The following is a 23,234-nucleotide window of genomic DNA, read 5'->3' as shown; positions in this document are numbered from 1 at the left end:
CCGGGCCCCACTGTCGGTGGCCGAAGGTAGTCTTGTCGGGTGGTCACCGCCCTGTATCGCCGTTACCGGCCAGAGAACTTCGCCGAGATGATCGGTCAGTCGCAGGTGACCGATCCGTTGATGACGGCGTTGCGCACCAACCGGGTCAATCACGCCTATCTCTTCAGCGGTCCGCGCGGCTGTGGCAAGACCACGTCGGCGCGCATCCTGGCCCGCTGCCTGAACTGCGCCGAAGGCCCCACCGACAAGCCGTGCGGCGTCTGCCCCAGCTGCGTCGAGTTGAGTCGCGACGGCATGGGGTCGCTCGACGTGGTCGAGATCGACGCGGCGAGCCACGGTGGTGTGGATGACGCGCGCGACCTGCGCGAGCGGGCCATCTTCGCTCCGGCGCGCGACCGCTACAAGATCTTCATCATCGACGAGGCGCACATGGTGACCTCGGGCGGCTTCAACGCGCTGCTCAAGATCGTCGAAGAGCCGCCGGAGCACATCAAGTTCATCTTCGCGACAACCGAGCCCGACAAGGTGATCGGCACGATCCGGTCGCGCACGCATCACTACCCGTTCCGGCTCATCCCGCCGGCGCAGCTGCTCGAGTACGTGCAGCAGCTCTGCGAGACCGAGGGCGTCGAGGTGGCGCCGGGCGTGCTGCCGCTCGTCGTGCGCGCGGGCGGCGGGTCGGCGCGTGACACGCTGTCGCTGCTCGACCAGTTGATCGCGGGCTCTGAGAACAACCGTGTCGAATACGAGCAGGCCGTCGCGCTGCTCGGCTACACCCACGGCGCGCTCCTGTCGGAGGTGATCGACGCGATCGGCGCCCATGACGGCGCCGCCGCGTTCGACGCGGTCGACCGCGTCATCCAGACCGGGCAAGACCCGCGGCGCTTCGTCGAAGACCTGCTCGAGCGGCTGCGCGACATCATCATCGTCTCGGCCACGCGCGAGTCGGCGTCGTCGGTGCTGCGCGGGGTTCCCGCCGAGGAGATCGAGGGGATGCGCCGCCAGGCCGCCATGTTCGGTCACGCCGAGCTGTCGCGTGTCGCCGACATCGTGAACGACGCGCTCACCGAGATGACCGGGGCGACGTCGCCGCGACTGCACCTCGAGTTGATGATCGCGCGCACGCTGGTGCCTGCGTCCGACGACACGGAGCGCGGCGCGCTCGTGCGCGTCGAGCGGCTCGAGCGGCGCATCGGCGTCGACGGGCCGGACGCGGCGTCGGGCGGCGTGCCCGCCACCCGTGCGGTGACCGGCGAGTCACGTGGCGGGGCCGTGCCTGCCGTGACGCCCTCGGCTGCGCCGGTATCCGCGCCGGCCGCTTCTGCGGCGTCCGATCAGAGTTCGTCGGACGCTGCTGCTTCGCCGTCGTCCGGTTCGGGGTGGTCGGCGGTGGCGCCTGGTTCGGGCGTGCCCTCTGGGCCTCGCGGTTCCGACTCGGCGGCCGGTTCGACCTCGGAGGCGTCCAGTGCGGCGACCGCGCCGTCGTCCGCCGCGTCATCCTCGGCGCAGTCGACTGCGGCATCGCCTGACCCGCGACGTCCGTCGGACTCCGCCGCGTCGGCGACCGCCTCGCCAGCGGCCACCAGTGCCACGGATGCGCCGGCCGCATCCGCCCCCGGCGCGTCCTCGTCGGCCGCCGTGCCGCCCGCTACCGCGAGTTCGCCCGTGGCGGCCGCAGCCGGCGAGGTGTCGTTGCAGCAGTTCAAGGATGCGTGGCCCGAAATCCTCGAGGCCGTGCAGAAGGCCAAGATGACGGCCTGGCTCGTGGTCTACACCGCTCAGGTTCGGGCACTCGACGGCGACGTGCTCACGCTGGCATTCCCGAGCGAGAACGACGTGGCGAGCTTCAAGGAGCGCTCGGCGCCCGGCCAGGGTGTGAGCGAATACCTCCGGCAGGCCATCGTCGACGTGCTCGGCCTGCGGGTGAAGTACATCGCCCGCGTCGATTCGTCGTTGCGCCCGGACTCGCCATCCCCAGCCGGTGAGCACCCGACCACCGAAACGTCGCTCCCCGCGCAGTCGGCGCCCTCGACGGCGCCCGAGGCATCGACGGCGGTGCCGTCGGCACCCTCGACGGCGCCTGCTGCGCCCCCGACGACGCCTGAGACATCGACGGCGGCGCTCGAGGCGTCGTCAGCCGCACCCGTCGCATCGGCGACCGCTGCCGCAGCCGAGTTCCTCGCCTCGTTGCCTGACAACCGAGCCGGTGGCCGGGCGGGTGTGCCCACCGGCGCACCTCAGTCGCCTCCCACCTGGTCGACGCCGGGGGTGTCCGACCCGGGGCCGGCAATCGAACCTGAACCCGAATCCACGCCGGCGTCGAGCGCTCCGCGGCAGGCGCCGGTCGCTCCCGCGCAGTCCCCGCGAAGCGCCGCTCCGGACCGCTCAACGGCGCGAGGCGCCGGCGCATCGCGGCCCGCGGCATCCTCGGCTCCGTCCGGGGCTGGCGCGGCCGTTGCGCCGACCACCTCTTGGGACGTCGTCGCCATTCCCACGTCGTCCGACGAGGAGCCCCCGCCCTTCGACGAGCCCATGCCGAGCGACGAGCCTGAGCTACCGGCCGATCGTGCCGGATTCGGCGTCGCTGCGGGTGCTGCGACGGCTCGGGCCGATCAGGCGCCGGCGGCCGGCGGAGCCGCTGAACCTGCACGTGCCGATTCGCCCCGCGCCTCCGACCCGGCTGCCCGACCGGGAGCGCTGCGGTTCGAGGCATCCGGAGACGACGCGCCCGTCGCATCCGCGCCACCACCCACCGCCACCGCGGGCGGCCGGGCCCGCTACGGCGAGGCCGTGGTGCGCGAGATCCTCGGCGCCAACTTCATCGAAGAACAGCCCCTCCCGGGCAGAGAAGGCTGACGGCCACCCGCATGTATGAAGGAATCGTTCAGGAACTCATCGACGAACTCGGCCGCCTCCCCGGCATCGGCCCGAAGTCGGCGCAGCGCATCGCGTTCCACATCGTGCAGACCGAGTCGTTCGACGTGTCGCGGCTGGCCGAGATCCTCACCGACGTGCGCGAGAAGGTGCACTTCTGCACCGTCTGCGGCAACGTCTCCGAGCAGGAGACCTGCTCCATCTGCCGCGACCCGCGCCGCGCGCAGAACCTCATCTGCGTGGTCGAGGAAGCGAAAGACGTCGTCGCGATCGAGCGCACGCGTGAGTTCCGCGGTCTCTACCACGTGCTCGGCGGCGCGATCAGCCCGATCGACGGCATCGGGCCGGACAACCTCCGCATCCGCGAACTGATGCAGCGCCTCGCCGACGGCACCGTCACCGAGGTCATCATCGCCACCGACCCCAACCTCGAGGGCGAGGCCACGGCGACGTACCTGTCCCGGTTGCTCACCACCCTCGAGATCCGCGTCACCCGTCTCGCGTCGGGGCTGCCCGTGGGCGGCGACCTCGAATACGCCGATGAGGTCACCCTCGGTCGCGCCTTCGAAGGGCGCCGGCTCGTCGAGAGCTGAGCATGTCCGGGCCGCAGCCGGATGCCGCCCCCGCGCCGCGTCCGGTCGCCCACGTCATCGTCACGGAAGCCGGCCTCGGCCGTGTGCGCCTCATCCCCGTCCGCGACCCCGCGCCCGCATCCGTCGAAGGGTCGCGCGAAGCCGCCTTTCGGGCTGCGGACACCCTCGTTGCGGCGACTTCGCGAGGTGGCTCAGTCGACGACAGGGGCGAGCGCGACGGCGATGGGGAGGGCCGGGTCGCGGATGCCGCTTCGGGTGAGTTCGACGTGGACGGCGAGCGCACTGGCGACCGGGACGGTCGGGCCGCGGGCGCCGAAGCAGGTGAGTTCGACGACAGGGGCAAGCTCGACGGTGACGGGACGGGCGGGGCCGGGAGCGCCGGCTCAGGGGAGTTCGGCGACAGGGGCGAGCGCGACGGCGACGGGGAGGCTCGGGCCACGGGTGTCGATGCAGCCGAGTTCGATGTGGACGGCGAGCGCACTGGCGACCGGGAAGGTCGGGCCGCGGGCGCCGGCGCCGCCGAGGTCGACGACAGGGGCAAGCGCGTTGGTCGTGGGACGGGTGGCCGCGACGCCGACGACATGGGTGCGAACGGGGGCGTCGGGGCGGGCGACGGGTCGATCGAGGTCGCCGAGGCAGACCTCGCCGCTGCCGTCGCGCGGCTCGAGCGCGGGCATCCGCGCTGGGTGTGGAGCGACACCGCGCGCTGGTACCCCGGCCTGCTCGCCGCCGGCGTGCGGGTCGAGCGCTGCGTCGACCTGCGCCTCTCGCACGCGATCCTGCGGCACTCGTCGCTCACCGCGACTTCGGCCTTGGCGACGTCGGCCCCCGACCACTGGGACACCGCCCCGCGCCTCGACGCTCTCGCATCGTCCCCCGCACCCGCGCCCTCGCACCAGGCCACCCTCTTCGACACCCTCGACGAGCCCGTGGCCCCGCGATCCGCACGTTTTGGCGCAACCCGGCACGGCGATTCCCGCCAAAACGTGCGGATGAACGGCGCTACGGGTGACGAAGACGCCGAAGTGCCCGAGCTCGTCGAGTGGCGGCGGCAGCGCGAGGCGGTGCGCGGCGCGACCGATCCGAGCCGGATCGCGCTGCTCCTCGCCGCCGAATCGGCCGGAAGCCTCGTCGCCGCGGAGATGCAGCACGCCGGCCTGCCGTGGAGCGCCGAGCTGCACGACGAGCTGCTCACACGACTCCTCGGCCCGCGCCCGGCCGCCCCCGGCATCCGCCCGGCCCGCCTCGAAGAACTGCTCGCGAGCATCCGCACCCTCCTCGACGACCCCACCGTCAACCCCGACTCCCCGGCCGAGCTCGTGAAGTCGCTGCGCCGCGCCGGCTTGAACGTGACGAGCACCCGGTCGTGGGAGCTCAAGACGATCGACCACCCCGCCATCCCGCCGCTGCTCGACTACAAGAAGCTCGCCCGGCTGCTCACGGCCAACGGCTGGACGTGGGTCGACACCTGGGTGCGCGAGGGCCGCTTCCATCCGAACTACATCCCGGGCGGTGTCGTCACGGGCCGCTGGGCCTCTGAGGGCGGGGGAGCGCTGCAGTTGCCGAAGCAGGTGCGCGGTGCCGTGGTGGCCGACCCGGGGTGGAAGCTCGTGGTGGCCGACGCGGCCCAGCTGGAACCGCGCATCCTCGCCGCCCTCGCGGGCGACCGCGCCATGGCTGCCGCCGGCCGTGACCGCGACCTCTACGACGGCATCGTGGCCTCGGGTGCCGTCGACACCCGTGCCCACGCGAAGGTCGGGATGCTCGGCGCGATGTACGGCGGCACCACCGGCGAGAGCGGCCGGATGCTCCCGCGTCTCGCCCGCGCCTACCCGGCCGCCATCAAGTTCGTCGAAGACGCCGCCCGTGCCGGAGAGGCCGGCGCGGTGGTCACCACCCGCCTCGGCCGCACCTCGCCGCGGCCGAGCGACGCCTGGCAGGACGTGCAGGACGCAGCCGGCGGCGACAACGCGACCGAGGCTGCGCGGTCGCGCGCCCGGTCGGCCGCCCGCAGCTGGGGCCGCTTCACCCGCAACTTCGTGGTGCAGGGCACGGCCGCCGAGTGGGCCCTCTGCTGGATCGGCGCCATCCGCCGCCGTCTCTGGCTCCTGGAACCGCCGCCCATGCCACCGGCCTCCGTCCCGGAGGAGGCGATCGCCCAGCGGGCCCGAGTCCCGGAATGGCCGCCCACCCAGCCGGCCCCCGAGGACGCCCCGCCCGCGCCGCGCGGCCCCGCGCCGAATGCGCGCCTCGAGCAGCGCCCGCACCTCGCGTTCTTCCTCCACGACGAGGTGATGGTGCACACCCCGGCCCATCTCGCCGACGCCGTGGCCGACGAGCTGCGCGCCGCCGCCCTCGAAGCCGGCCGCCTCATCTTCGGCGACGCCCCCGTGCAGTTTCCGGTCACGGTCGCGATCGTCGACAGCTACGACCAGGCGAAGTAGCGGAAGCGGCAATCCGCCCCTCAGGCCGCCAGGGTGTCGGTGAGCTCGTCGAAGAGCAGCGCCCCGGCCTCGGGCGTGATGGTGCCGGCATCCACGCCCGTCACGATGTTGAAGTACTCGAGCCGCCGGGTGGCGACATCCGCCGTCACGGGTCGGATGGCGGTGTCGAAGGCGATGTCAGCCCGCAGCCGCGCCTTCAGTGCTTTCTTGTTCCAGTTGGTCACAGCGCGACGCTATTCCGGGTGCGTGAATTGCCCGTGAACGGATGCCGCGAATCACCCCCGAGCCCGCCGTGCGTCAGCCGAGGCGCACGCAGAATTCCCCCATCCCACGCGCGATATAGTGGGCAGTCGGGTTTCGCAGCCCCATTCCCTTCAATCAGTCGTGCAACCCAGCGCAGCGACACCAGGAGTCCCACGTGAGCTTGATCGTGCAGAAGTACGGCGGATCCTCCGTCGCCGACGCGGAGAGCATCAAGCGGGTCGCGAAGCGCATCGTCGAGACGCGCAAGGCGGGCAACGAGGTCGTCGTCGCCGTCTCCGCCATGGGTGACACCACCGACGAACTGCTCGACCTCGCGCACGAGGTCGCCCCCATCCCGGCCCCGCGCGAGATGGACATGCTCCTCTCCGCCGGCGAGCGCATCTCGATGGCACTCCTCGCCATGGCCATCGAGTCCCTCGGTCACGACGCGCGAAGCTTCACCGGCAGCCAGGCCGGCATGATCACGGATGCCCGCCACGGCGCCGCCCGCATCGTCGACGTCACCCCCGTGCGGCTCCGCGAGGCGCTCGACGAGGGCGCGATCGTGATCGTGGCCGGGTTCCAGGGCTTCAACCGCGACACCAAAGACATCACGACCCTCGGTCGCGGCGGCTCCGACACCACCGCCGTCGCGCTCGCCGCGGCACTCGACGCCGACATCTGCGAGATCTACACGGATGTCGACGGCATCTTCACCGCCGACCCCCGCGTCGTGCCCAAGGCCTCGAAGATCGACCGCATCACGAGCGAGGAGATGCTCGAGCTCGCGGCCAACGGCGCGAAGGTGCTCTACATCCGCGCCGTCGAGTACGCGCGACGACACGGCGTCACCCTCCACGTGCGCTCGAGCTTCAACAACAACGAGGGAACCATCGTCTACAACCCGGCCGACGACGAGTCCGCCGGCCACAAGGAAACCACCGAGAGCGGAAGTGAGGGTGCTGTGGAAGAGCCCATGATCGCCGGGGTCGCCACCGACCTCTCCGAGGCCAAGATCACCGTCGTCGGCGTCCCCGACATCCCGGGCAAGGCGGCGCAGATCTTCACGATCGTCGCCAAGACGGGCGCGAACATCGACATGATCGTGCAGAACGTCTCCGCGGCCTCCACCGGCCTCACCGACATCTCCTTCACCCTGCCGAAGAGCGATGGTCAGGGCGTGCTCACCGCGCTCCGGGCCGAGCAGAACGAGGTGGGCTTCGTGGGCCTGCAGTACGACGACCAGATCGGCAAGCTCGCCCTGGTCGGTGCCGGCATGCGCACGAACGCGGGTGTCTCGGCGAAGCTCTTCACGGCGCTCTTCGAGGCCGGGATCAACATCGAGATGATCTCCACGAGCGAGATCCGCATCTCGGTGGTGACCCGCGCCGACACCATCAACGATGCCCTCCGTGTGGTGCACACCGCTTTCGGTCTCGACGCGGCCGAAGAGGCCGTGGTGCACGCCGGCACCGGTCGCTGACGCTCCACCGGCGCCATCCGTCACAGGCCGATCGGGCATAAGCCCGCTTGGTATCGTGTTGCAGAATTGAAACTCCCGAACAGAGGATCCACCGTGAGCAAGGCACTCAACGTCGGCGTCGTAGGCGCAACCGGTCAGGTCGGCAAGGTCATGCGCCGCCTCCTCGAGGAGCGCGACTTCCCGATCGAGAGCATCCGCTTCTTCGCCACCGCCCGCTCGGCCGGCACGGTGCTGCCCTTCAAGGGCCAGGACATCGTGGTCGAAGACGTCGAGGCGGCCGACCCCACGGGCCTCGACATCGCTCTGTTCTCCGCCGGCGCCACCGGCAGCCGCGCCCAGGCCCCGCGCTTCGCGGCCGCCGGCGTCACGGTGATCGACAACTCCAGCGCTTGGCGCATGGATCCGGATGTCCCCCTCGTCGTCTCCGAGGTCAACCCGCACGCCATCGCCGAGGCTCGCAAGGGCATCATCGCGAACCCGAACTGCACCACCATGGCGGCCATGCCCGTGCTGAAGGTGCTGCACGCCGAGGCCGGCCTCGAGCGCCTCATCGTCAACACCTACCAGGCGGTCTCCGGCTCCGGACTCGCGGGCGCCGAGGAGCTCGCGAGCCAGACCCGCGCCGCCGTCGAGCAGCCCGGCCTGCTCGACCTCGTGCACGACGGCCGCGCGGTCGACTTCCCCGAGCCGGTGAAGTACGTGCGCCCGATCGCCTTCGACGTCATCCCTCTGGCCGGTTCGATCGTCGACGACGGACAGGGCGAGACCGACGAGGAGAAGAAGCTCCGCAACGAGAGCCGCAAGATCCTCGAACTGCCCGAGCTGCTGGTCTCCGGCACCTGCGTGCGCGTTCCCGTGTTCACGGGCCACTCGCTCGCCATCAACGCCGAGTTCGCGAGCGACATCACGCCCGAGCGCGCCAAGGAGATCCTCGCGAACGCTCCCGGCGTCGAGCTGTCGGATGTCCCCACGCCGCTGCAGGCCGCCGGCACCGACCCGAGCTACGTCGGCCGTATCCGGCAAGACCAGTCGGCTCCCGGCAAGCGCGGCCTCGCCCTGTTCATCAGCAACGACAACCTGCGCAAGGGCGCGGCCCTGAACGCGGTGCAGATCGCCGAGCTCATCGCGGCCGACGCCGCGGTTCCCGCGGCCGTCTGACGCCGCGCCCGGTCAGAAACCGCAAACGAGACGGCAACCGCTCCGCATACGGGGTCGGTTGCCGTCTCGTTTGCGGTTTCTGACGGCGGATGGCAATCCGGAAGCCGGATGCACGCCGAATACCCGGCATGCGAACCCGAACGCGCCACGCGGCGGCCGCCGGAGCGGCAGCGCTGGGCTTCGTCGCGCTGGTCGCCACGATGATGGGTCTCTCCGCCGCGGCGACCGGATCGTCGACCGCGCCGTCGCCTCCTGCACCCCGCACCGCGCCCCTCGCCGCGTTCTACGGCGACTCGTACACGCTCGGCACCGGCGCCTCCGACCCCTCGAAGCGCTGGTCGACCGTGATCTGCGCCGAACGCGGCTGGACCGAGTTCAATCCCAGCGTCAACGGCCTCGGCTTCGTGAACAACCGCGCGAGCACGCCACCCGACTACCTCGACAGCGACGAGATCCCCCGGATCGTGGCGGAACAGCCCGACCTCGTGTTCGTGACGATGGGCCTCAACGACAACTTCTCGATGCCGGAGCGCTCGGAGGCGATCGAGCACGCCATCCGCACCGACTTCGAAACGCTCCACGACGAGCTGCCCGCGGCTCGCATCATCGTGGTCGAGCCCTTCTGGTACACCGACGACCGGCCTGACTCGGTGTCGTGGATCATCGATCGCGTGAAAGCGAACGCCGCAGCCATCGGAGCCGACTACCTACCGGGCGCCTCGCACTGGATCGAGGGACATCCCGAGTGGATGGCCGCCGACGGGTTGCACCCGAACGACGACGGCTACGCCGAGATGGCCCGCCGCATGGATGCCTCCCTCGCCACCATCGGTCTGTGACCGAGAAGCGAGGCGGGAGAGCCCGCGAGGGCCGATCAGCGGATAAACTCTCGGCATGTCCGAGCCCGAGCAGCGAAAGGCCTCCGCGGTGGTCTCCTACCTGCTCGTCGTGGTCGCCGTGGCCACCGCAGCGACCGGTGTGATCTCCGGGCTCTCCGCCCCGCCCGCGAGCTGGATCACCTGCGTCGTGTTCCTCATCAGCGTCGGCGTCACCGCGGTCTACCAGATGCCCATCGGACGGGTCACCGGCCTGCCGCCCTTCGGCGTCGCGGGCGCGCTGCTCGTCGTCGGCACCACGGGCCCGAATCCCGCGCTCGAGATCGGCCTCTGGGTGATGGCCTACTTCGTCTCCAAGGTCATCACCACGCGGTCCTTCTGGACGTCGGCGCAGTGGACCGGGGTGGCCGCCATCGCCGGTATCGGCTTCGTGGCCCTGTCCCGCTGGTTGATCGGTCTGGGCTGGTGGGGTCCGATCGCCCTCGTGCTGAGCGTGCTGGTCTACATGCTGATCGTGCTCGCACTGGAGTTCCTCCGCGAACGCGGCCGCTGGAGCATCGAGCACACTTTCGGCATCTCGGCGCTCAGTCCGTGGCGCCTCCTCGGCGTGTTCGCCATGTGCTCCGTCGTGGCGATCGCCGTCTACGTCGCATCGACGGGCCTGCTCCAAGTGGTCGACGGTCCGGAGGAGGAGTTGCGCCTCGCGCGCGACACCATCCCCTTGCTCGTGGTCGCCCTGTTCTTCTACGGGGCGGCGAAGCGCCGGCAGACCCGGGACAGCGAGCGGCGCCTGAGCGGGGTGGTGGATGCCGCGCGAGCCCTGCCCTGGGACGTGCAGCAGGAGCCCAAGGAGACGATGGTCGAGTTCGCCCGCCGGGCGATCGACGCCGCCGAGTTCGACGTGCGCCGCACGCCGCCCGGCCGCAACGAGATCGGCGCGCGCTTCTCCTCGATCAACGCGACCGACCCGCAGCTCACCCCGGAGTCGATGGCGCCGGGCGCCGAGGTGTCGGAGGAGCACCAGGAGGACGCGGTCGAGCTGACCGAATATCTGGTGGCCAGCCGCAAGAACGGTGGTGCGCCGTTCACGCCCGACGACGAGTTGGCGCTGGACGCGATCGGCCACATCGCCTCCGAGACCGCTCGGGTGCGGGGAGCCTACGACACCCTGCTCGACCGTGTCGACCGTGACTCGCTCACCGGACTGCCCAACTACAACGCCTTCCGGCGTTCCCTGGCGCGGCTCAATGAAGACCGTAGTTATGCCTCGGGCATCGCCGTGCTCTTCATCGACCTCGACCAGTTCAAGCGGCTGAACGACACGGAAGGGCACCACGTCGGCGACGAGGTGCTCTCCACGGTGGCGACGCGCCTGCGCGCCAGCGTGCGCCCTCACGACTTCGTGGCGCGGGTGGGAGGCGACGAGTTCGTGGTGGTGCTCACGAAGCTCCAGTCGCTCGCCGAGTCGAAGGCGGTGGCCGACCACATCGTCGCCAACATCGGCGCCCCCGCGATGCTCGGCGGCCGCGAATACCGCCCGTTGGTGAGCGTCGGCCTCGCCTACTCGGGGCACCAGGAGACCGATCCGCAGTCGATCGTGGTCGATGCCGACCACTCGATGCTCGCCATCAAGAAGTCGCGCCGGCAGGGCGGTCCGTCGTTCGAATCGAGCATCGGCATCTCGCCGCACCGGTCGAGCCGCATCAACGAGATCGTGGCGAAGGCGATCGACGACGGCATCCTCAATGTCGTCTACCAGCCCATCGTGAACACCCTCGAAGACAAGATCTGGGCCTTCGAGTCGCTCGTGCGCTACACGCATCCGGAGCTCGGCCGCATCTCGACCTCCTCGCTGATCGAGAAGGCGAAGGGCCTCGGCCGGATGGACCTGCTCACGAAACAGGTCATCGAGGCGTCGCTCAAGGCGGCGCGGGAGTTCCGCAAGATCGTGCCGGGCATCTCGGTGATGACCATCAACCTCGAGGTCGAGCAGATCCGCGACGAGCACGTCGGCGCCTTCCTCAAAGACATCGTGCCGCGGTATCCGGATGTCTCGCTCTGCCTCGAACTCAACGAGCGCTCGACGAAGGACATCGACGACGACCTCCGCGCCCAGGCCGAGCACTTCCGGCAGCTCGGAATGCTCATCGCACTCGACGACTACGGGTCGGAGGCCTCCAGTGTGGGTGCCCTGGTGCGCATCCCGATGGACATCCTGAAGATCGACCGTTCCCTCGTCGACAACCTCGACGACACCCGCCAGCGCGAGGTGGTGCGCGCGCTGCAGGGCTTCGGCGACGCGTTCGACTACTCCACGGTGGTCGAGGGCATCGAGACCCAGGATGCCGTCGACGTCCTGGTCGGCATCGGCGTGCGTCACGCGCAGGGCTTCTTCTACGGCCGGCCCGTGCCCTTCGCGCAGACGATGTCGCGGCTGAAGGCTTACGGGGCCGCCGGCACGGTCAACCGGGCCACCCCGGTCGCCGGATCGGGCCTCCGCGTCGAGAGCGCTCCGACCACGGCCTGACGCTCCCGCCGCAGGTTAGAGTGGGAGCAGTCCGACCGGGGGAGGGACCTTCTTGAGCAACGTTCTGCCGCGCGTCGGCCTGGGGGTGGCGATCGTGGCGATCGCCGGGGTTCTCGCGACCATGGTCGTGGGGGTCGGAAGCATCTTCGCCCAAGGGGGCGTCGCGGCCGACAACCCCTTCGCCGGAACCTCCTTCTACGTCGACCCGGGTTCGAAGGCCCAGACGGCGGCGGATGCCGCGGCCGAATCCGGCGACGACGCGGATGCGGCCACCTTCGGGCGCATCGCCCAGGTGCCGACCGCGATCTGGCTGACTCCGGAGAAGCACCCCGTGGGTGAGGTCGGCGGCTACGTCTCAGGACTGGCGGCAGCGGCGAAGAAGCTCGGCCAGACCCCCGTCTTCACGGTCTACGGCGTGCCGAACCGCGACTGCGGCAACTTCTCCGGCGGCGGCCTGTCGGCCGAGCAGTACCCGGTGTGGGTGCAGGAGATCGCCGACGCGCTCTCCGGCGGCCCGGCCGTGATCATCCTCGAACCGGATGCGCTGGCCCTGGCCGACGAGTGCGGAAACGTCGACGAGCGGCTGGGCGAGATCGGCAGCGCCGTCGACAGTCTCGCGGGCGCCGGTCTCGTCGTCTACATCGATGCCGGGCACTCCAACTGGGGGCCGGCTGCCGAGATGGCCGACCTGCTGAACCGCGCCGGGGTCGAGCGGGCTCGCGGCTTCGCCACCAACGTCTCGAACTACAACGCCACCGACCTCGAGCAGGCCTACGCCGAGCAGATCTCCGCACAGACCGGCGGCGCCCACTACGTGATCGACACCTCACGCAACGGCAACGGCTCCGACGGGCAGTGGTGCAACCCTCCCGGCCGGGCGCTCGGCGCGGAGCCCGCGGCCAGCCCGTCGGGCAGTGCGCAAGACGCCAACCTCTGGGTGAAGCCGCCCGGCGAGAGCGACGGCACCTGCAACGGCGGTCCGGCCGCGGGCGAGTGGTGGAACGCGGGAGCCCTCGAACTGGCGGCCGACGCCGGCTGGTGAGTCAGCGACGGCGTCTGTCAGCGGTCGTGAACGATCGGCAGGCCGACGGCCCCTCGCGCCATCTCGTCGATCAGTCCGAGCGGAACGTTCTTGTCGAGCACGCAGAACGCGCCCGCCGAGACGGCCCGCTGCGGGTCGTCTCCGGTGCCCGTGGCCGTCATCACGAGCACGGCGGTCCCGGTCGCCCGCAGGGTGCGCACGCGCGACTCGACCGAGTTGCGCTTGCTCGACGCGGCATCCAGGATCACCAGGTCGGTGGGGAATCCGGGGTCGTGCAGCAGGTCGCCCCAGCTGGTGGCGGAGAGCACCACGGCGAGCTGCGGATCGTTCGACCCGAGCCAATGGCGGAGTCCACCGGTGAACAGGGCGTCTTTGCTGACGATCGCGACCCGGGCTCCTTCCTGCGCTGAAACACTCAATTGGATCCCCATCCGTTGGTACGATCATGACAATGGACACTCATGCGGAAAGACGCGTCGCGGTGATCATCGAGGATGATGCCGACATCCGCCACCTGCTCGAGACGGTGCTCACTCAGGCAGGCTTCGAAGTGGTGGCGACCGGCAACGGACTCGACGGGGTGCAAGCGGTGCGCGCCTACGACCCCACCGTCACGACGCTGGACGTCAGCATGCCCGGCATCGACGGTTTCGAGGCGGCCAAGCGCATCCGCGCGTTCAGCAACACCTACCTCGTCATGCTCACGGCGCGCGACGAGGAGATCGACACGCTGCAGGGCCTCGAGGCCGGTGCCGACGACTACCTCACCAAGCCCTTCCGCCCGCGGGAACTGCGTGCCCGTATCGAGGCGATGATGCGACGGCCCCGTCAGGTTCTCGCGAGTGACGGATCGGGCCCGGTCGCTCCGGTGGCCCCCGCTGCTCCGCCCGTCGCCACGGCGATCCAGCCCGTGGCGCCCGCTCCGGTGTACGCGGCAGCGGCTCCCGAGACTCCCACCGCCGTTCCGGCCGCCGCGCCTGCGGCCCCCGCGGAGCCCGCCGCCCCGAAGAGCTTCGACCCCGAGGAGGGCTGGCTCGAGCACAATGGGCTCTGCGTGAACTCCGAGATGCGCCTCGTCGAGAAGAAGGACGGCGGCCCCATCGAGCTCACGCGGAGCGAGTTCGACCTGCTCAATGCCCTCATGGAGTCGAAGCGTCGCGTGCGCAGCAAGGCCGATCTGGCGCTTCTGCTGCGCGGTGAGAGCTACGTCACCGCCCACTTCGTGAGCGAGGCCGACAAACGCGCCATCGAGGTGCACATGGCGAACCTGCGGCGCAAGCTCGCCGACAGCATCACCACTCCGCGCTGGATCGAGACGGTGCGCGGTGTCGGCTACCGCTTGGCGGCCTCCGAAGACGATTGACGGCATCCCGCTCAGCTCACCCGGGCGGCCGGGGCTGAACGGCGGGACTCCAGCAGAACGCTGAGCTCGGTGCAGGTGACGGCGCCCACTTCGCGCAATCGCGGCAGGTGACTCAGGCTTCCCGGCAGATCGGCGTTCTTCACGGCAGCATGCACCATGCCGGCGATGGCCTCGAGGGGCCACGCGCCGAGCATGGTGCTGCTGCTCCGGATGCTCAGCAGCACGACGTCGGCTTCCTCGAAGTCGTGGCTGCTGAGCGCGTTCATCAACCTCTGGGATCGGGTCTCCCAGAGGTTGATGAAGTCGAGCACGAACCGGCCACTGTTCTCGTCTCCGATGGAACCCAGGAGAGCGAGCGTCACGTCCTGTTCGACGTATCGGTATGGGGTCAAACCTTGTACCCCCGGTAGCGGCGGAGGACCTTCGCCACCATGCTGAGCGTCTGGATGATGGTGATGATGCCGAGCACCGGCCAGCCGATCCAGAGGATCGTCGACTGCATGAACGGGTCGAGCTGGAACCAGACCAGCACCATCACGGCGACGACGAGGACGAGGATGACCAGGGGCACCAGGTAGCCGTTGCCGCGACCGCGCTCGGCCTTGGCCTGGGCGGCCCAGTTGTCGGTCTGCTTGCGGCTGAGGAACTTGGTCCAGGCCCGAAGGAAGTGACCGAGCCGCACCCACATATAGATCTCGGCCGGGAAGAGGAACAGGGCGAAGAACAGGTCACGGCCGTTGCGGTTCTGCATCGACAGCGCGGTGCGCAGGTTGAGGAGGATCGCGACCACCGGCGGGACGAGCCAGATGGGGGAGAAGACGAAGGCGCTGATCGAGAGCGAGGCGAAGAGCAGGATGAAGAACAGCACTCGGGTCACGAGGTTCGTGAGCATCGAGAGGTTCTCGAGCCAGCGCAGGCGGAGGTTCGGGTGGAACGGCTGGCCCTTGGTGTCGCCACGCTGACCGGGCCACATGAGTTCGATGGCGCCGAAGTTCCACTTCACCTGCTGGGCGTCGAGGCCGCGCAGGGTGGTCATGCCACCGACATCCGCTCGAGCCTGGGCCGAGATCTTGGTGAGGTAGCCGGCGCTCTTGATCTGGAGCGAGAGCAGGGAGTCCTCGACCTCGGAGTCCTTCACCCAGGGGGTGTCCTGGTGGTTCTCGACCATGATCTGGCGCAGGGCCTTGGTGCTGAAGATCGAGAACTGGCCGCCGAGCACCGCCATGTTGCGGCCCTTCAGCATGTTCTGCATGTTGAACGCGGCGAACTGGAAACGCTGGCCGGTGATGAGGAACTTGGCGACGAACCCCTTGATGGGCTGGTCGTCGATCGAGAAGATCGCCGAGATGCCACCGATGCGGCTGTCGGAGGTGATCTCCTCGGCGAGCCGCTCGACCGCATCCGGTGCCGCCGTGGTGTCGCCGTCGACTCCGAGCAGGAAGTCGCAGCCCTCGACGAGCTGGAAGCCGTAGTTGAGGGCGCCGACCTTCTTGTCCTTGTTCTTGCCGATGTCGTGGACGTAGACCTCGGTGAACTGCTCGATGCCGTCGATCTCCTTGAGGTGAGGTCCGGCGTACTGCGCGGCGATCTTCACGGTGTCGTCAGTGGTGTTGTTGACGACGACGTGGATGACGTCGGGGAGGCGGGTCTGGCTCAGGAGCGACTCGAGAACGGCGCCGATCGACTCGGCCTCGTTGTACGCGGGGATGATGCACCCGATCGTGGGGCGGTACGTGGGGAGCGACTCGACCGACTCGATGAAGTCGTTCGCGAGGTCGTCCTGGCCGGCGCCGAAGTCGGTGCGGTCCGTGACGTACGGGTTCGTGATCTCTGCCATGTCCCCAGTCTGGAAGACGACCCCAAGCGTTCCCGGCTCCAATCGGACAGCGTCCGGTCAGGATCACCTTAAGATTGGCTCAAGGCGACAAGAGGGGTGAACCGATGGCGCGTAGACACGGGGTTCCAGGCCGGAGAACAGGGGTTCTCGCGGCGGCGACGGTGCTGACGGCGGCTCTCGTCGCGGGGCTCAGCGGCTGCGGAACCGCCCCCTGGGACCAGCCGGGCTTCAACACGGCCTCGGCCACACCGAAGAAGTCGTCGACCCCCACTCCCACGGCCACCATCACCCCGATCGTGAACGAGCTGGCCACCGGATCGACCCAGCACGAGCTGAAGGCCGGCGACATCTCCCTCACGGTCACCTACTACTCCACGCTGAGCATGGACCAGTGGACCGCCGAGGCGAACAAGCCGCTGAGCTTCTCGATGACGGGCAAGCTCGGCACCGACCAGGGCCAGAAGATCTACCTCTCCCGCGTCTCCGTGACCCCGGCGGTGGGCGGGCCGACGGGGTCGCTGCCGGCTCCGGCGCCGCTGACGGATCAGGCCTCCGTGGCTCCGGGATATCTCGTGAAAGACCCGTACAGCTACAGCCAGACGTTCGTGCTGCCGGCCCTCGACCCGGCGGCCACCTCGATGACCCTCTCGTTCACCTACGAGATCCTGCTCCAGTCGGCACCCGACTCCACCGACTACGCGAAGCAGACCGCCACCGACCAGCTCACGATCGCGATCGCCCAGCCCTAGACGGCGGGGAGGGTGCGTCCGACGACGATGCGGTTGCCGCCCTCGTCGCGGGCCGTGAGGGTGGCGTCGTCGAGCGCGCGGCGGAGGGCCGGCAGGCTGTAGCCGAAGGCGTCGGTGTCGACCACGCCGAAGCTGGCCGTGGCCCGGAGCGACTGCTGCGGGTCGATCGGCTCGTCGACCAGGGCGGTCTGCAGCCGGATGGCGAGGCGCTCGGCCTCGTTCGCGTTGGCGGTCACCACCACGATCACGAAGCGCCCGGCGCCGGTGTGCCCGAGGAGAGACGTCGTGGGCGAGTAGTGCCGCACGATCTGCGCGACCGAGCGGATGGCGGTGTCGCCGAACGCGCGGCCGAACGCCGTGTTCATCTGCGGGAGGTTGTCGACGTCCATCGCGATCATCGCGAGTCGGTCTCCGTTGAACGACGCTCGCTCGACCCAGTCGGCCCACTGCTGCATGAACGACGCGGCCGAGAGCACTCCCACCACCGAATGCACGCCCACGGTCACGTCGCCGAGCGCACGAGCGCCGGAGCGCTCGGCCTGCAGGATCGACATCGAGATGGTGCCGAGCAGCACCAGCACGATGGTGATGACCGTGGTGATCTGCGACCCGAAGTAGGTGGTGAAGACCTGGCTCTCCGGGCCCAGGGTCACGAAGATGGAGCTGCGCAGCACGTAGTAGGCGCACACGATCCACAGGCAGTAGCTGATGATGCGGGCGTTGAGGTTGCGCCGCATCCGGGAGCGCATCGTCTCGGCGCCGCCGAGCCCGGCGAACACGGCGATACCGATGAAGAGCCCCGTCGACCCGGTCCAGATTCCACCGGAGGGCCCTTGGAGGGCGGTCAGCAGTGCGACGACCCCTCCGCCTGCGAGCACGACCCAGATGTAGGAGCTGCGCCCGTTGAACACGCGCGAGCCCGACCAGATGGCCCCGATCGAGATGATGTAGGCGGTGTTGCCGATGGCGAGCACCCACCAGAGATAGGGGGAGACGGCCCACACCAGGAACGACAGGGCCGTCAGCATGCCCGCGATGTAGGAGATGCTCCACAGCCGGCCGGATGCGTCGTTGCGGCGCATCGCGGTGTTCACGATGAACGAGATCCCGCAGAGGATGACGATCAGTCCGCTGACGACGAGCAGAGTGGCCTGGTCGAGTACCATGCGCCGAGACCCCCCCTCGATCGAAACGTTCTGTGAATCGGAGTTTAGCGCGCGCGGGGGATCGACGCCGTGAAGGTCGTGCCGACACCGAGCGCACTCGACACCACCAGGTCTCCGCCGTGGCGCCGAACGATGTCGCGGCTGATGGTGAGACCGAGGCCGGAGCCGTGGACGGTCGACTGGCGCACCCCTTCGGCCCGGAAGTAGCGCTCGAACAGCTTGGTCTGTTCGAGTTCGCTGAGGCCGATGCCGGTGTCGCTCACCACCAGTTCGACGTGGCCCTCGAACACCCGGGCGCTGACCGACACCTTCCCGTTCTCGGTGTTGTACTTGATGGCGTTGGAGATGAGGTTGTCGATCACCTGGCGCAGGCGGAATCCGTCGGCCTCGAGCAGCACCGGCTCGATGATCGCGTTCTCGATCGAGATGCCACGCTCCGAGGCGGCCAGCCGCTGCGCCTCGATCGATTGCGCCGCGATCTCCGCCAGGTCGCACTGGCTGAACGACATCACGATCTGCTGGTCCTTCTCGCTCGCGGCGGTGAGCAGGTCGGCGACGAGGGCGAGCAGGCGGTCGGCGTTCGAGGAGGCCACCTCGAGCATCGAGCGGGTGGAGGCATCCAGCCCCTCGTCGTCGAGGGCCAGCTCCAGATAGCCGAGGATGGAGGTGAGCGGCGTGCGCAATTCGTGCGAGACGGATGCCACGAGGTCGTCGCGGGCTCGGATCGCGTTGATCTCCGCCGTGACGTCACGGGACACCATGACCCCGCCGTCGAGCCCGCCGTCGGGCGCGGTGAGCGGTCGAGAGCTCACCGAGAGGGCGAGGCGGTGCTCGCCCGGCTCGCCGAGCCAGACCACGAGGTCGTCGAATCGCTCGCCCTGAGTGGCCCTCCGGAACGGGCGCTCTTCGGGGAGGTAGGGGGTGGTGCGGTCCGGCTTGTAGAGCACCGACGCCTCGACGCTTGACTCCGGCGTGCCGAACTGCGCCTGGAAGTTGCGGTGCGCCCGGTTCACGATCGATTCCACGCCGTCTTTGCCGAACGCGACCACGCCGAAGGTCACGGCGTTCAGCACCTCGTCGAGCGTCTGCTCCTGGCGGCGGGCGCGCCGCAGTGCGACCTCGAGCAGGTCGGCCTGCTGCCGCAGCAGTCCGCGTTGGGCCGCAGTTCTGCTCGAGGTGGTGAGCGTCGTGGTGGCGATGAAGGTGAGGGTGACGGGCAGCACCAAGAGGCCCGGAATGCTGTTGAGCGTGAGCGGATCGCCGCTGAGCAGCGCACTCAGCCAGAGCAGCACCGACGAGGTGACGACGCTGACGAGGGCACCCGCGAGCCCGAAGTAGCTGGCGAGCCAGATCACCGGGAACACGAGCAGCAGGCCGGCGCCGAGCACCGAGTTGCCCTGCCGCACGGAGACGATGGCGAAGATGTCGATGATCGGCAGCAGCGCGATCCAGTGGCGCGGAAAACTCGACCACGGCACGATCGCGGCGGCACCGGTGAGCAGGAAGACCACGGCGACGCCGCCGAAGAACCGGAAGTCGAGCACCGAGTCGGGCTGGAAGATGTAGGCGGCGCAGACCAGGAGCAGAAGGGCGGCCGCGAGCAGGAGTTGCGACTGGAAGACGGCACGGTCGACTCGGGAGCGGCGGTCTGCTTCTGCGAAGGCGCTCCCCGGACTCATGGATCGAGGTTACAGCCCAACCGTTGCCCGCGATTGGACTGGTCATCCGAGCGGCGGATATCATCCAAGAGGGGTGTCGTAGTGGATCTGATCGCGAACGCGCGGGGCGGTCGACCGTACACGGTCGGGATCGTCGACGACCACGAGATGATCCTCGACGGATTGTCGAACTGGATCGGGGCCCACGCGCACGACCTCGACGTCGTGATCCGCTCGGCGAGCTGGGTCGAGATGGCGCGGCATCCGGCCTTTCCACCCGATCTGGTCATCATGGACCTGCAGCTCAAAGAGCCGATCTCGGTCGAGGCGCGCATCCGGATCTGCCGCTCGGTCGGTGCCGCCGTGCTGGTGATGAGCGCCCTGGATTCCCCCGACACCGTCGAGCGGGTGCTCGCGGCGGGTGCTGCCGCGTTCGTGTCGAAGTCCCGTCCGGCCGGCGACCTGGTGCAGACGGCACGGTCCGTGCTCGGCGTGGTGCCGTCGCGCTCCGGCCAGGCGTGGGACGACGCGCCCCGGCCGATCGTGCACGGCGCGTCGGCGAGCATCCGTTTCACCGAGGAGGAAGAGGAGACGCTGCGGCTCTACGCCTCGGGCCACAGCCCCGTCGAGGTCGCGATGATCCTCGGCACGAACATCCAGGCGGTGAAGAACGCGCTGGAGCGCATCCGGGCGCAGTACGTCATCGAGGGGCGGGTGGCCGACAAGAAGCAGGACCTCATGTTGCGGGCCGCCGAAGACGGTTACCTGTCGTAAAATCGCAGGAGGCCCGGTGGCCGCGGCCCATCCGCGTTCCGGGCGCAAGGGGCGTGGGTGACACTTCAGATTGCGGCTGATGTCGACGGGGTCGCGACCAGTCGCGCGCTGGCCCGCGCCGGCAGCTGGCTCGCCGGTGTGTTCCTCGCCGCCACGTTCGGTGTGGCGGCCCTGTTCATCCCCGTCACCGGGCACATCGAGATCGTGGTGGGCCTCGCAGCGCTCGTGATCACGGGCCTCGGCGTGGTGGGGGCGCTGCACGCGCACCGCTTCTCCGTGGCGGTCGTCCTCACCCTCCTCGCCTGCGAGGGGCTCTATGTCTTCGCGCTGATCGCGACGGGAGTCTCGGTGCAGGTGCCCGGCGACACGCCCTCGAGCGACTACGTGCTGCTGTCGATGCCGGAATTCGCCGTGCTGGTGGTCGGCATCTCGGCGCGCTCGCTCGGCAAGGCGCTCGGACTCGGCACGCTGGCCTTCGTCGCGGGCCCCGGATTCGTGCAGCTCGCGGCCTGGCAGCAGGGGATGCCGCTCGCCGTCGACGTCCCGGTCGTGGCGTCCTACCTCGCGCTCGGCCTCTTCGTCACGGCGCTCTGGCTGGGCCGGAAGGATGCCGCGCGCGGTACGGCGGTGATGTCGGGCGCCGCGCTCGCCGAGGAGCGGGATGTCGCGCTCGAACGCTTCTCGACCCGCGCCTCCAGCTGGCTGCACGACACCGTGCTGAGCGACCTCCGCTCGCTCGCGGCGGCCGATCCCGGCCCGCTCGATCCCGCTCACGCGCAGGCCATCGACCGCGATCTCGCGAACCTCGCCGACGTCCGGCTGATCCTCGACGCCCCCAGCGTGAACGGATCGGCCACGCGCGCCCTGGTCACCGTGCCCGCCCTGGTGGGTCTGGTGCGCGATGCCGAGCAGAAGGGGCTGCGCGTCCGGGTCGGTGGCGACGTTCCCGCGATCAACGCGCTGAGCTTCGCCGTCACGCGCAATCTCGAGCGGGCGATCGCCGAGTGCCTCGACAACGTGCTGGCGCACTCGGGTGTGCGCGAGGCGGAGATCTCGGTGATGTCGAGTCCGCCGGAGCTGAGCGTGATGGTGTCCGACTCCGGTGTCGGCTTCGAGGTGAACGAGACCGCGGAGGACAAGATCGGCTTGCGGCTGGGCGTCGTCGACGCGATCGCGGACATCGGGGGCTCGGTGCAGATCTGGTCGCGGCCGGGCGCGGGCACCGCGGTGTTCATGACCGTGCCGGGTGGGCCCTCGTGATCCGGGGAACGGCCCTGCGGGGCACGCCCGCTCCGCATGCCTCGCGCCAGGTGCTGCGGCCACCCCGTGGCCTCACCGCGCTCGAGCTCGACCCGCTCGCCGCGATCAGCGCGCGCGGCTTCCTCGTGGTGGTGGCCGCGGTGGCACTGGTCTGCGCCATCGTTCTCACCCTGGTGACGGCCGACCAGATCTCGTCGTGGCCTCTGGCCGTGCTGGCGCTGGTGCTGCTCGCCGCGGGCTTCGGCTGGTTCATCCGCAGTGCGTTCCGCTTCGACCTCGGGGTCTCGAACGACCGCTTCGCCGTCTCCTATGCCCTCGTCGCGATCGCCACGGCGCTGAACTCGCTCAGCTGCCTCGGCACCAATGTGCTGGTGCGCGACGACTGGGGTCTCGTGACCATCGGATTGGTGCTGATGGCCGCCGCCCCCTTCCGCACCTCGGCCGAGCTCGGCACCTATACCGCCATCTCCGCCGCGCTCGCCGTGCTGCTCGCGGGGTTGCACTGGTTCACGAGTTTCAGCCCGAGCATCCCGCTCGGTGTCATCGTGCTGGTGGCAGTCGCTCCCTCGCTGGCGTTCGGCCTCGGCTCCGTGGGGTACGCCCGCCGCCTCCTGCTCGGGATCTACGCCGAGAGGCTCGATCAGGCGGAGAACCGCGAGCGGCAGTTCGACGAACTGCGCCGCTCCTTCGTCGACGACGACGTGGTGGGATCGATCGGGTCGCTCCGGGAGGAGATCGTCCCGTTCCTGGCGCGCATCCGCCAGTCCGGGGCCCTGACCGTCGACGACCGGGTGCGCGCGGGCGTGCTCGCGCAGACCCTGCAGGGTGCCATCGCGGAGGCCCGACGCGCCGATTCGCTCGGCGACCACGTCTCCGCCCTCATTGACGAGGCCGGGCTGTCGCCTCGCCTGCACGAAGACGACCGGGCGACGCTCCGGGCCCTGTTGATCGCCCTGGGCAACTCCGAGCACACCTCGCCGCAGGGAGTCACCCTCGAGCTCATCGAGGGCGAGGGCGAGGACGACCGCTTCGGCGTGGTGCGTTGCCGGGCCGACGACGTGCGGGCGTTGCGGGCCGACGTGCTGCCCTTCATCCGGATGGCGCGGCTGATGTTCCGGAGGGCCGGCGAGCAGGTGACCGACGACACCCTGCTGGTGCAGTTCGACATCGACCGGCTCGCCTGATTCCCTCCCGATGCGGTTCTGCGGCTATCCGCATCGTTCGCGC

General features: G+C 69.7%; 19 protein-coding genes. 13 read left to right on the top strand and 6 right to left on the bottom strand.

Annotated features, from left to right (window positions below; all coding sequences use genetic code 11):
* Positions 1 to 39 precede the first annotated feature (39 nt).
* The 3 genes from ACFJGU_RS03740 (at position 40) to ACFJGU_RS03730 (ending at position 5,911) form a co-directional block, all read left to right on the top strand.
* On the top strand, positions 40 to 2,856 hold the full coding sequence (locus tag ACFJGU_RS03740; protein WP_382307766.1) for a DNA polymerase III subunit gamma and tau: 2,817 nt from the start codon (positions 40 to 42) through the stop codon (positions 2,854 to 2,856).
* Between the two features lie 11 nt (positions 2,857 to 2,867).
* Positions 2,868 to 3,467 (top strand): recombination mediator RecR, encoded by a 600-nt coding sequence (gene recR, locus ACFJGU_RS03735; protein WP_382307764.1) that lies wholly within the window; start codon positions 2,868 to 2,870, stop codon positions 3,465 to 3,467.
* Positions 3,468 to 4,048: 581 nt separating this feature from the next.
* A complete protein-coding gene (locus ACFJGU_RS03730; RefSeq protein ID WP_382310254.1) occupies positions 4,049 to 5,911 on the top strand; it encodes a bifunctional 3'-5' exonuclease/DNA polymerase in 1,863 nt (620 codons plus the stop codon).
* 20 nt (positions 5,912 to 5,931) lie between these two features.
* Here the strand turns inward: ACFJGU_RS03730 and ACFJGU_RS03725 are convergent, their stop codons facing one another.
* Positions 5,932 to 6,135: a hypothetical protein gene (locus ACFJGU_RS03725; RefSeq protein WP_382307762.1), complete on the bottom strand. Its 204-nt coding sequence runs from the start codon at positions 6,133 to 6,135 to the stop codon at positions 5,932 to 5,934.
* A 194-nt stretch (positions 6,136 to 6,329) separates the two neighbouring features.
* Between ACFJGU_RS03725 and ACFJGU_RS03720 the strand changes: the two genes are divergently transcribed.
* From ACFJGU_RS03720 to ACFJGU_RS03700, 5 genes are all read left to right on the top strand, one after another.
* Positions 6,330 to 7,637 (top strand): aspartate kinase, encoded by a 1,308-nt coding sequence (locus tag ACFJGU_RS03720; protein WP_382307760.1) that lies wholly within the window; start codon positions 6,330 to 6,332, stop codon positions 7,635 to 7,637.
* 93 nt (positions 7,638 to 7,730) lie between these two features.
* A complete protein-coding gene (locus ACFJGU_RS03715) occupies positions 7,731 to 8,795 on the top strand; it encodes an aspartate-semialdehyde dehydrogenase (RefSeq protein WP_382307758.1) in 1,065 nt (354 codons plus the stop codon).
* 128 nt (positions 8,796 to 8,923) lie between these two features.
* Positions 8,924 to 9,634 carry an SGNH/GDSL hydrolase family protein gene (locus tag ACFJGU_RS03710; protein WP_382307756.1) on the top strand — a complete coding sequence of 237 codons (711 nt, stop codon included), beginning with the start codon at positions 8,924 to 8,926 and terminating at the stop codon, positions 9,632 to 9,634.
* A 55-nt stretch (positions 9,635 to 9,689) separates the two neighbouring features.
* A complete protein-coding gene (locus ACFJGU_RS03705) occupies positions 9,690 to 12,158 on the top strand; it encodes a putative bifunctional diguanylate cyclase/phosphodiesterase (protein WP_382307754.1) in 2,469 nt (822 codons plus the stop codon).
* A gap of 52 nt (positions 12,159 to 12,210) precedes the next feature.
* Positions 12,211 to 13,200: a glycoside hydrolase family 6 protein gene (locus ACFJGU_RS03700; protein WP_382307752.1), complete on the top strand. Its 990-nt coding sequence runs from the start codon at positions 12,211 to 12,213 to the stop codon at positions 13,198 to 13,200.
* A 17-nt stretch (positions 13,201 to 13,217) separates the two neighbouring features.
* Here the strand turns inward: ACFJGU_RS03700 and ACFJGU_RS03695 are convergent, their stop codons facing one another.
* The gene (locus tag ACFJGU_RS03695) at positions 13,218 to 13,619 is read right to left on the bottom strand and encodes a hypothetical protein (RefSeq protein ID WP_382307750.1); all 402 of its coding nucleotides are present in this window, start codon (positions 13,617 to 13,619) and stop codon (positions 13,218 to 13,220) included.
* A 32-nt stretch (positions 13,620 to 13,651) separates the two neighbouring features.
* Here ACFJGU_RS03695 and ACFJGU_RS03690 point away from each other — a divergent pair, with 32 nt between their 5' ends.
* Positions 13,652 to 14,563, top strand: a complete 912-nt coding sequence (locus ACFJGU_RS03690) for a response regulator transcription factor (RefSeq protein ID WP_382307748.1) — start codon at positions 13,652 to 13,654, stop codon at positions 14,561 to 14,563.
* Between the two features lie 11 nt (positions 14,564 to 14,574).
* On the opposite strand, the gene ACFJGU_RS03685 is transcribed toward ACFJGU_RS03690, so the two are convergent.
* Positions 14,575 to 14,925: a hypothetical protein gene (locus tag ACFJGU_RS03685; RefSeq protein WP_382307746.1), complete on the bottom strand. Its 351-nt coding sequence runs from the start codon at positions 14,923 to 14,925 to the stop codon at positions 14,575 to 14,577.
* Positions 14,926 to 14,951: 26 nt separating this feature from the next.
* Positions 14,952 to 16,400, bottom strand: a complete 1,449-nt coding sequence (locus tag ACFJGU_RS03680; protein ID WP_382307744.1) for a glycosyltransferase — start codon at positions 16,398 to 16,400, stop codon at positions 14,952 to 14,954.
* A 104-nt stretch (positions 16,401 to 16,504) separates the two neighbouring features.
* Between ACFJGU_RS03680 and ACFJGU_RS03675 the strand changes: the two genes are divergently transcribed.
* The gene (locus ACFJGU_RS03675; protein ID WP_382307742.1) at positions 16,505 to 17,149 is read left to right on the top strand and encodes a hypothetical protein; all 645 of its coding nucleotides are present in this window, start codon (positions 16,505 to 16,507) and stop codon (positions 17,147 to 17,149) included.
* Here ACFJGU_RS03675 and ACFJGU_RS03670 read toward each other — a convergent pair.
* Together ACFJGU_RS03670 and ACFJGU_RS03665 are read right to left on the bottom strand one after the other, a co-directional pair.
* Positions 17,146 to 18,315: a GGDEF domain-containing protein gene (locus ACFJGU_RS03670; protein ID WP_382307740.1), complete on the bottom strand. Its 1,170-nt coding sequence runs from the start codon at positions 18,313 to 18,315 to the stop codon at positions 17,146 to 17,148. The two genes, ACFJGU_RS03675 and ACFJGU_RS03670, sit on opposite strands and share 4 nt — an antisense overlap.
* A 44-nt stretch (positions 18,316 to 18,359) precedes the next feature.
* Positions 18,360 to 19,994, bottom strand: coding sequence for a sensor histidine kinase (locus ACFJGU_RS03665; RefSeq protein WP_382307738.1), 1,635 nt, complete (start codon positions 19,992 to 19,994; stop codon positions 18,360 to 18,362).
* Between the two features lie 81 nt (positions 19,995 to 20,075).
* On the opposite strand from ACFJGU_RS03665, the gene ACFJGU_RS03660 reads away from it, so the two are divergent.
* From ACFJGU_RS03660 to ACFJGU_RS03650, 3 genes are read left to right on the top strand one after another with little or no spacing between them, the layout of a single operon-like run.
* Positions 20,076 to 20,747: a response regulator transcription factor gene (locus ACFJGU_RS03660; RefSeq protein WP_382307736.1), complete on the top strand. Its 672-nt coding sequence runs from the start codon at positions 20,076 to 20,078 to the stop codon at positions 20,745 to 20,747.
* Between the two features lie 57 nt (positions 20,748 to 20,804).
* Complete coding sequence (locus ACFJGU_RS03655) at positions 20,805 to 22,007, top strand: sensor histidine kinase (protein ID WP_382307734.1); 1,203 nt, start codon at positions 20,805 to 20,807, stop codon at positions 22,005 to 22,007.
* A complete protein-coding gene (locus ACFJGU_RS03650; RefSeq protein ID WP_382307732.1) occupies positions 22,004 to 23,191 on the top strand; it encodes a hypothetical protein in 1,188 nt (395 codons plus the stop codon). Before ACFJGU_RS03655 ends, ACFJGU_RS03650 begins: the two co-directional genes overlap by 4 nt.
* The last annotated feature ends 43 nt before the right edge of the window (positions 23,192 to 23,234 follow it).

Source organism: Herbiconiux sp. UC225_62, from assembly GCF_042694625.1.
Classification (GTDB): domain Bacteria; phylum Actinomycetota; class Actinomycetes; order Actinomycetales; family Microbacteriaceae; genus Herbiconiux.
This window is presented reverse-complemented; position numbering and strand designations above follow the sequence as displayed.

What these genes read in the sequence shown, in the direction of transcription:
- recR (WP_382307764.1), top strand. Translation starts at nt 2,868, where the DNA reads ATGTATGAAGGAATCGTTCAGGAACTCATCGACGAACTCGGCCGCCTC.
- ACFJGU_RS03730 (WP_382310254.1), top strand. Translation starts at nt 4,049, where the DNA reads ATGGGTGCGAACGGGGGCGTCGGGGCGGGCGACGGGTCGATCGAGGTC.
- ACFJGU_RS03710 (WP_382307756.1), top strand. Translation starts at nt 8,924, where the DNA reads ATGCGAACCCGAACGCGCCACGCGGCGGCCGCCGGAGCGGCAGCGCTG.
- ACFJGU_RS03705 (WP_382307754.1), top strand. Translation starts at nt 9,690, where the DNA reads ATGTCCGAGCCCGAGCAGCGAAAGGCCTCCGCGGTGGTCTCCTACCTG.
- ACFJGU_RS03690 (WP_382307748.1), top strand. Translation starts at nt 13,652, where the DNA reads ATGGACACTCATGCGGAAAGACGCGTCGCGGTGATCATCGAGGATGAT.
- ACFJGU_RS03680 (WP_382307744.1), bottom strand. Translation starts at nt 16,400, where the DNA reads ATGGCAGAGATCACGAACCCGTACGTCACGGACCGCACCGACTTCGGC.
- ACFJGU_RS03675 (WP_382307742.1), top strand. Translation starts at nt 16,505, where the DNA reads ATGGCGCGTAGACACGGGGTTCCAGGCCGGAGAACAGGGGTTCTCGCG.
- ACFJGU_RS03670 (WP_382307740.1), bottom strand. Translation starts at nt 18,315, where the DNA reads ATGGTACTCGACCAGGCCACTCTGCTCGTCGTCAGCGGACTGATCGTC.
- ACFJGU_RS03665 (WP_382307738.1), bottom strand. Translation starts at nt 19,994, where the DNA reads ATGAGTCCGGGGAGCGCCTTCGCAGAAGCAGACCGCCGCTCCCGAGTC.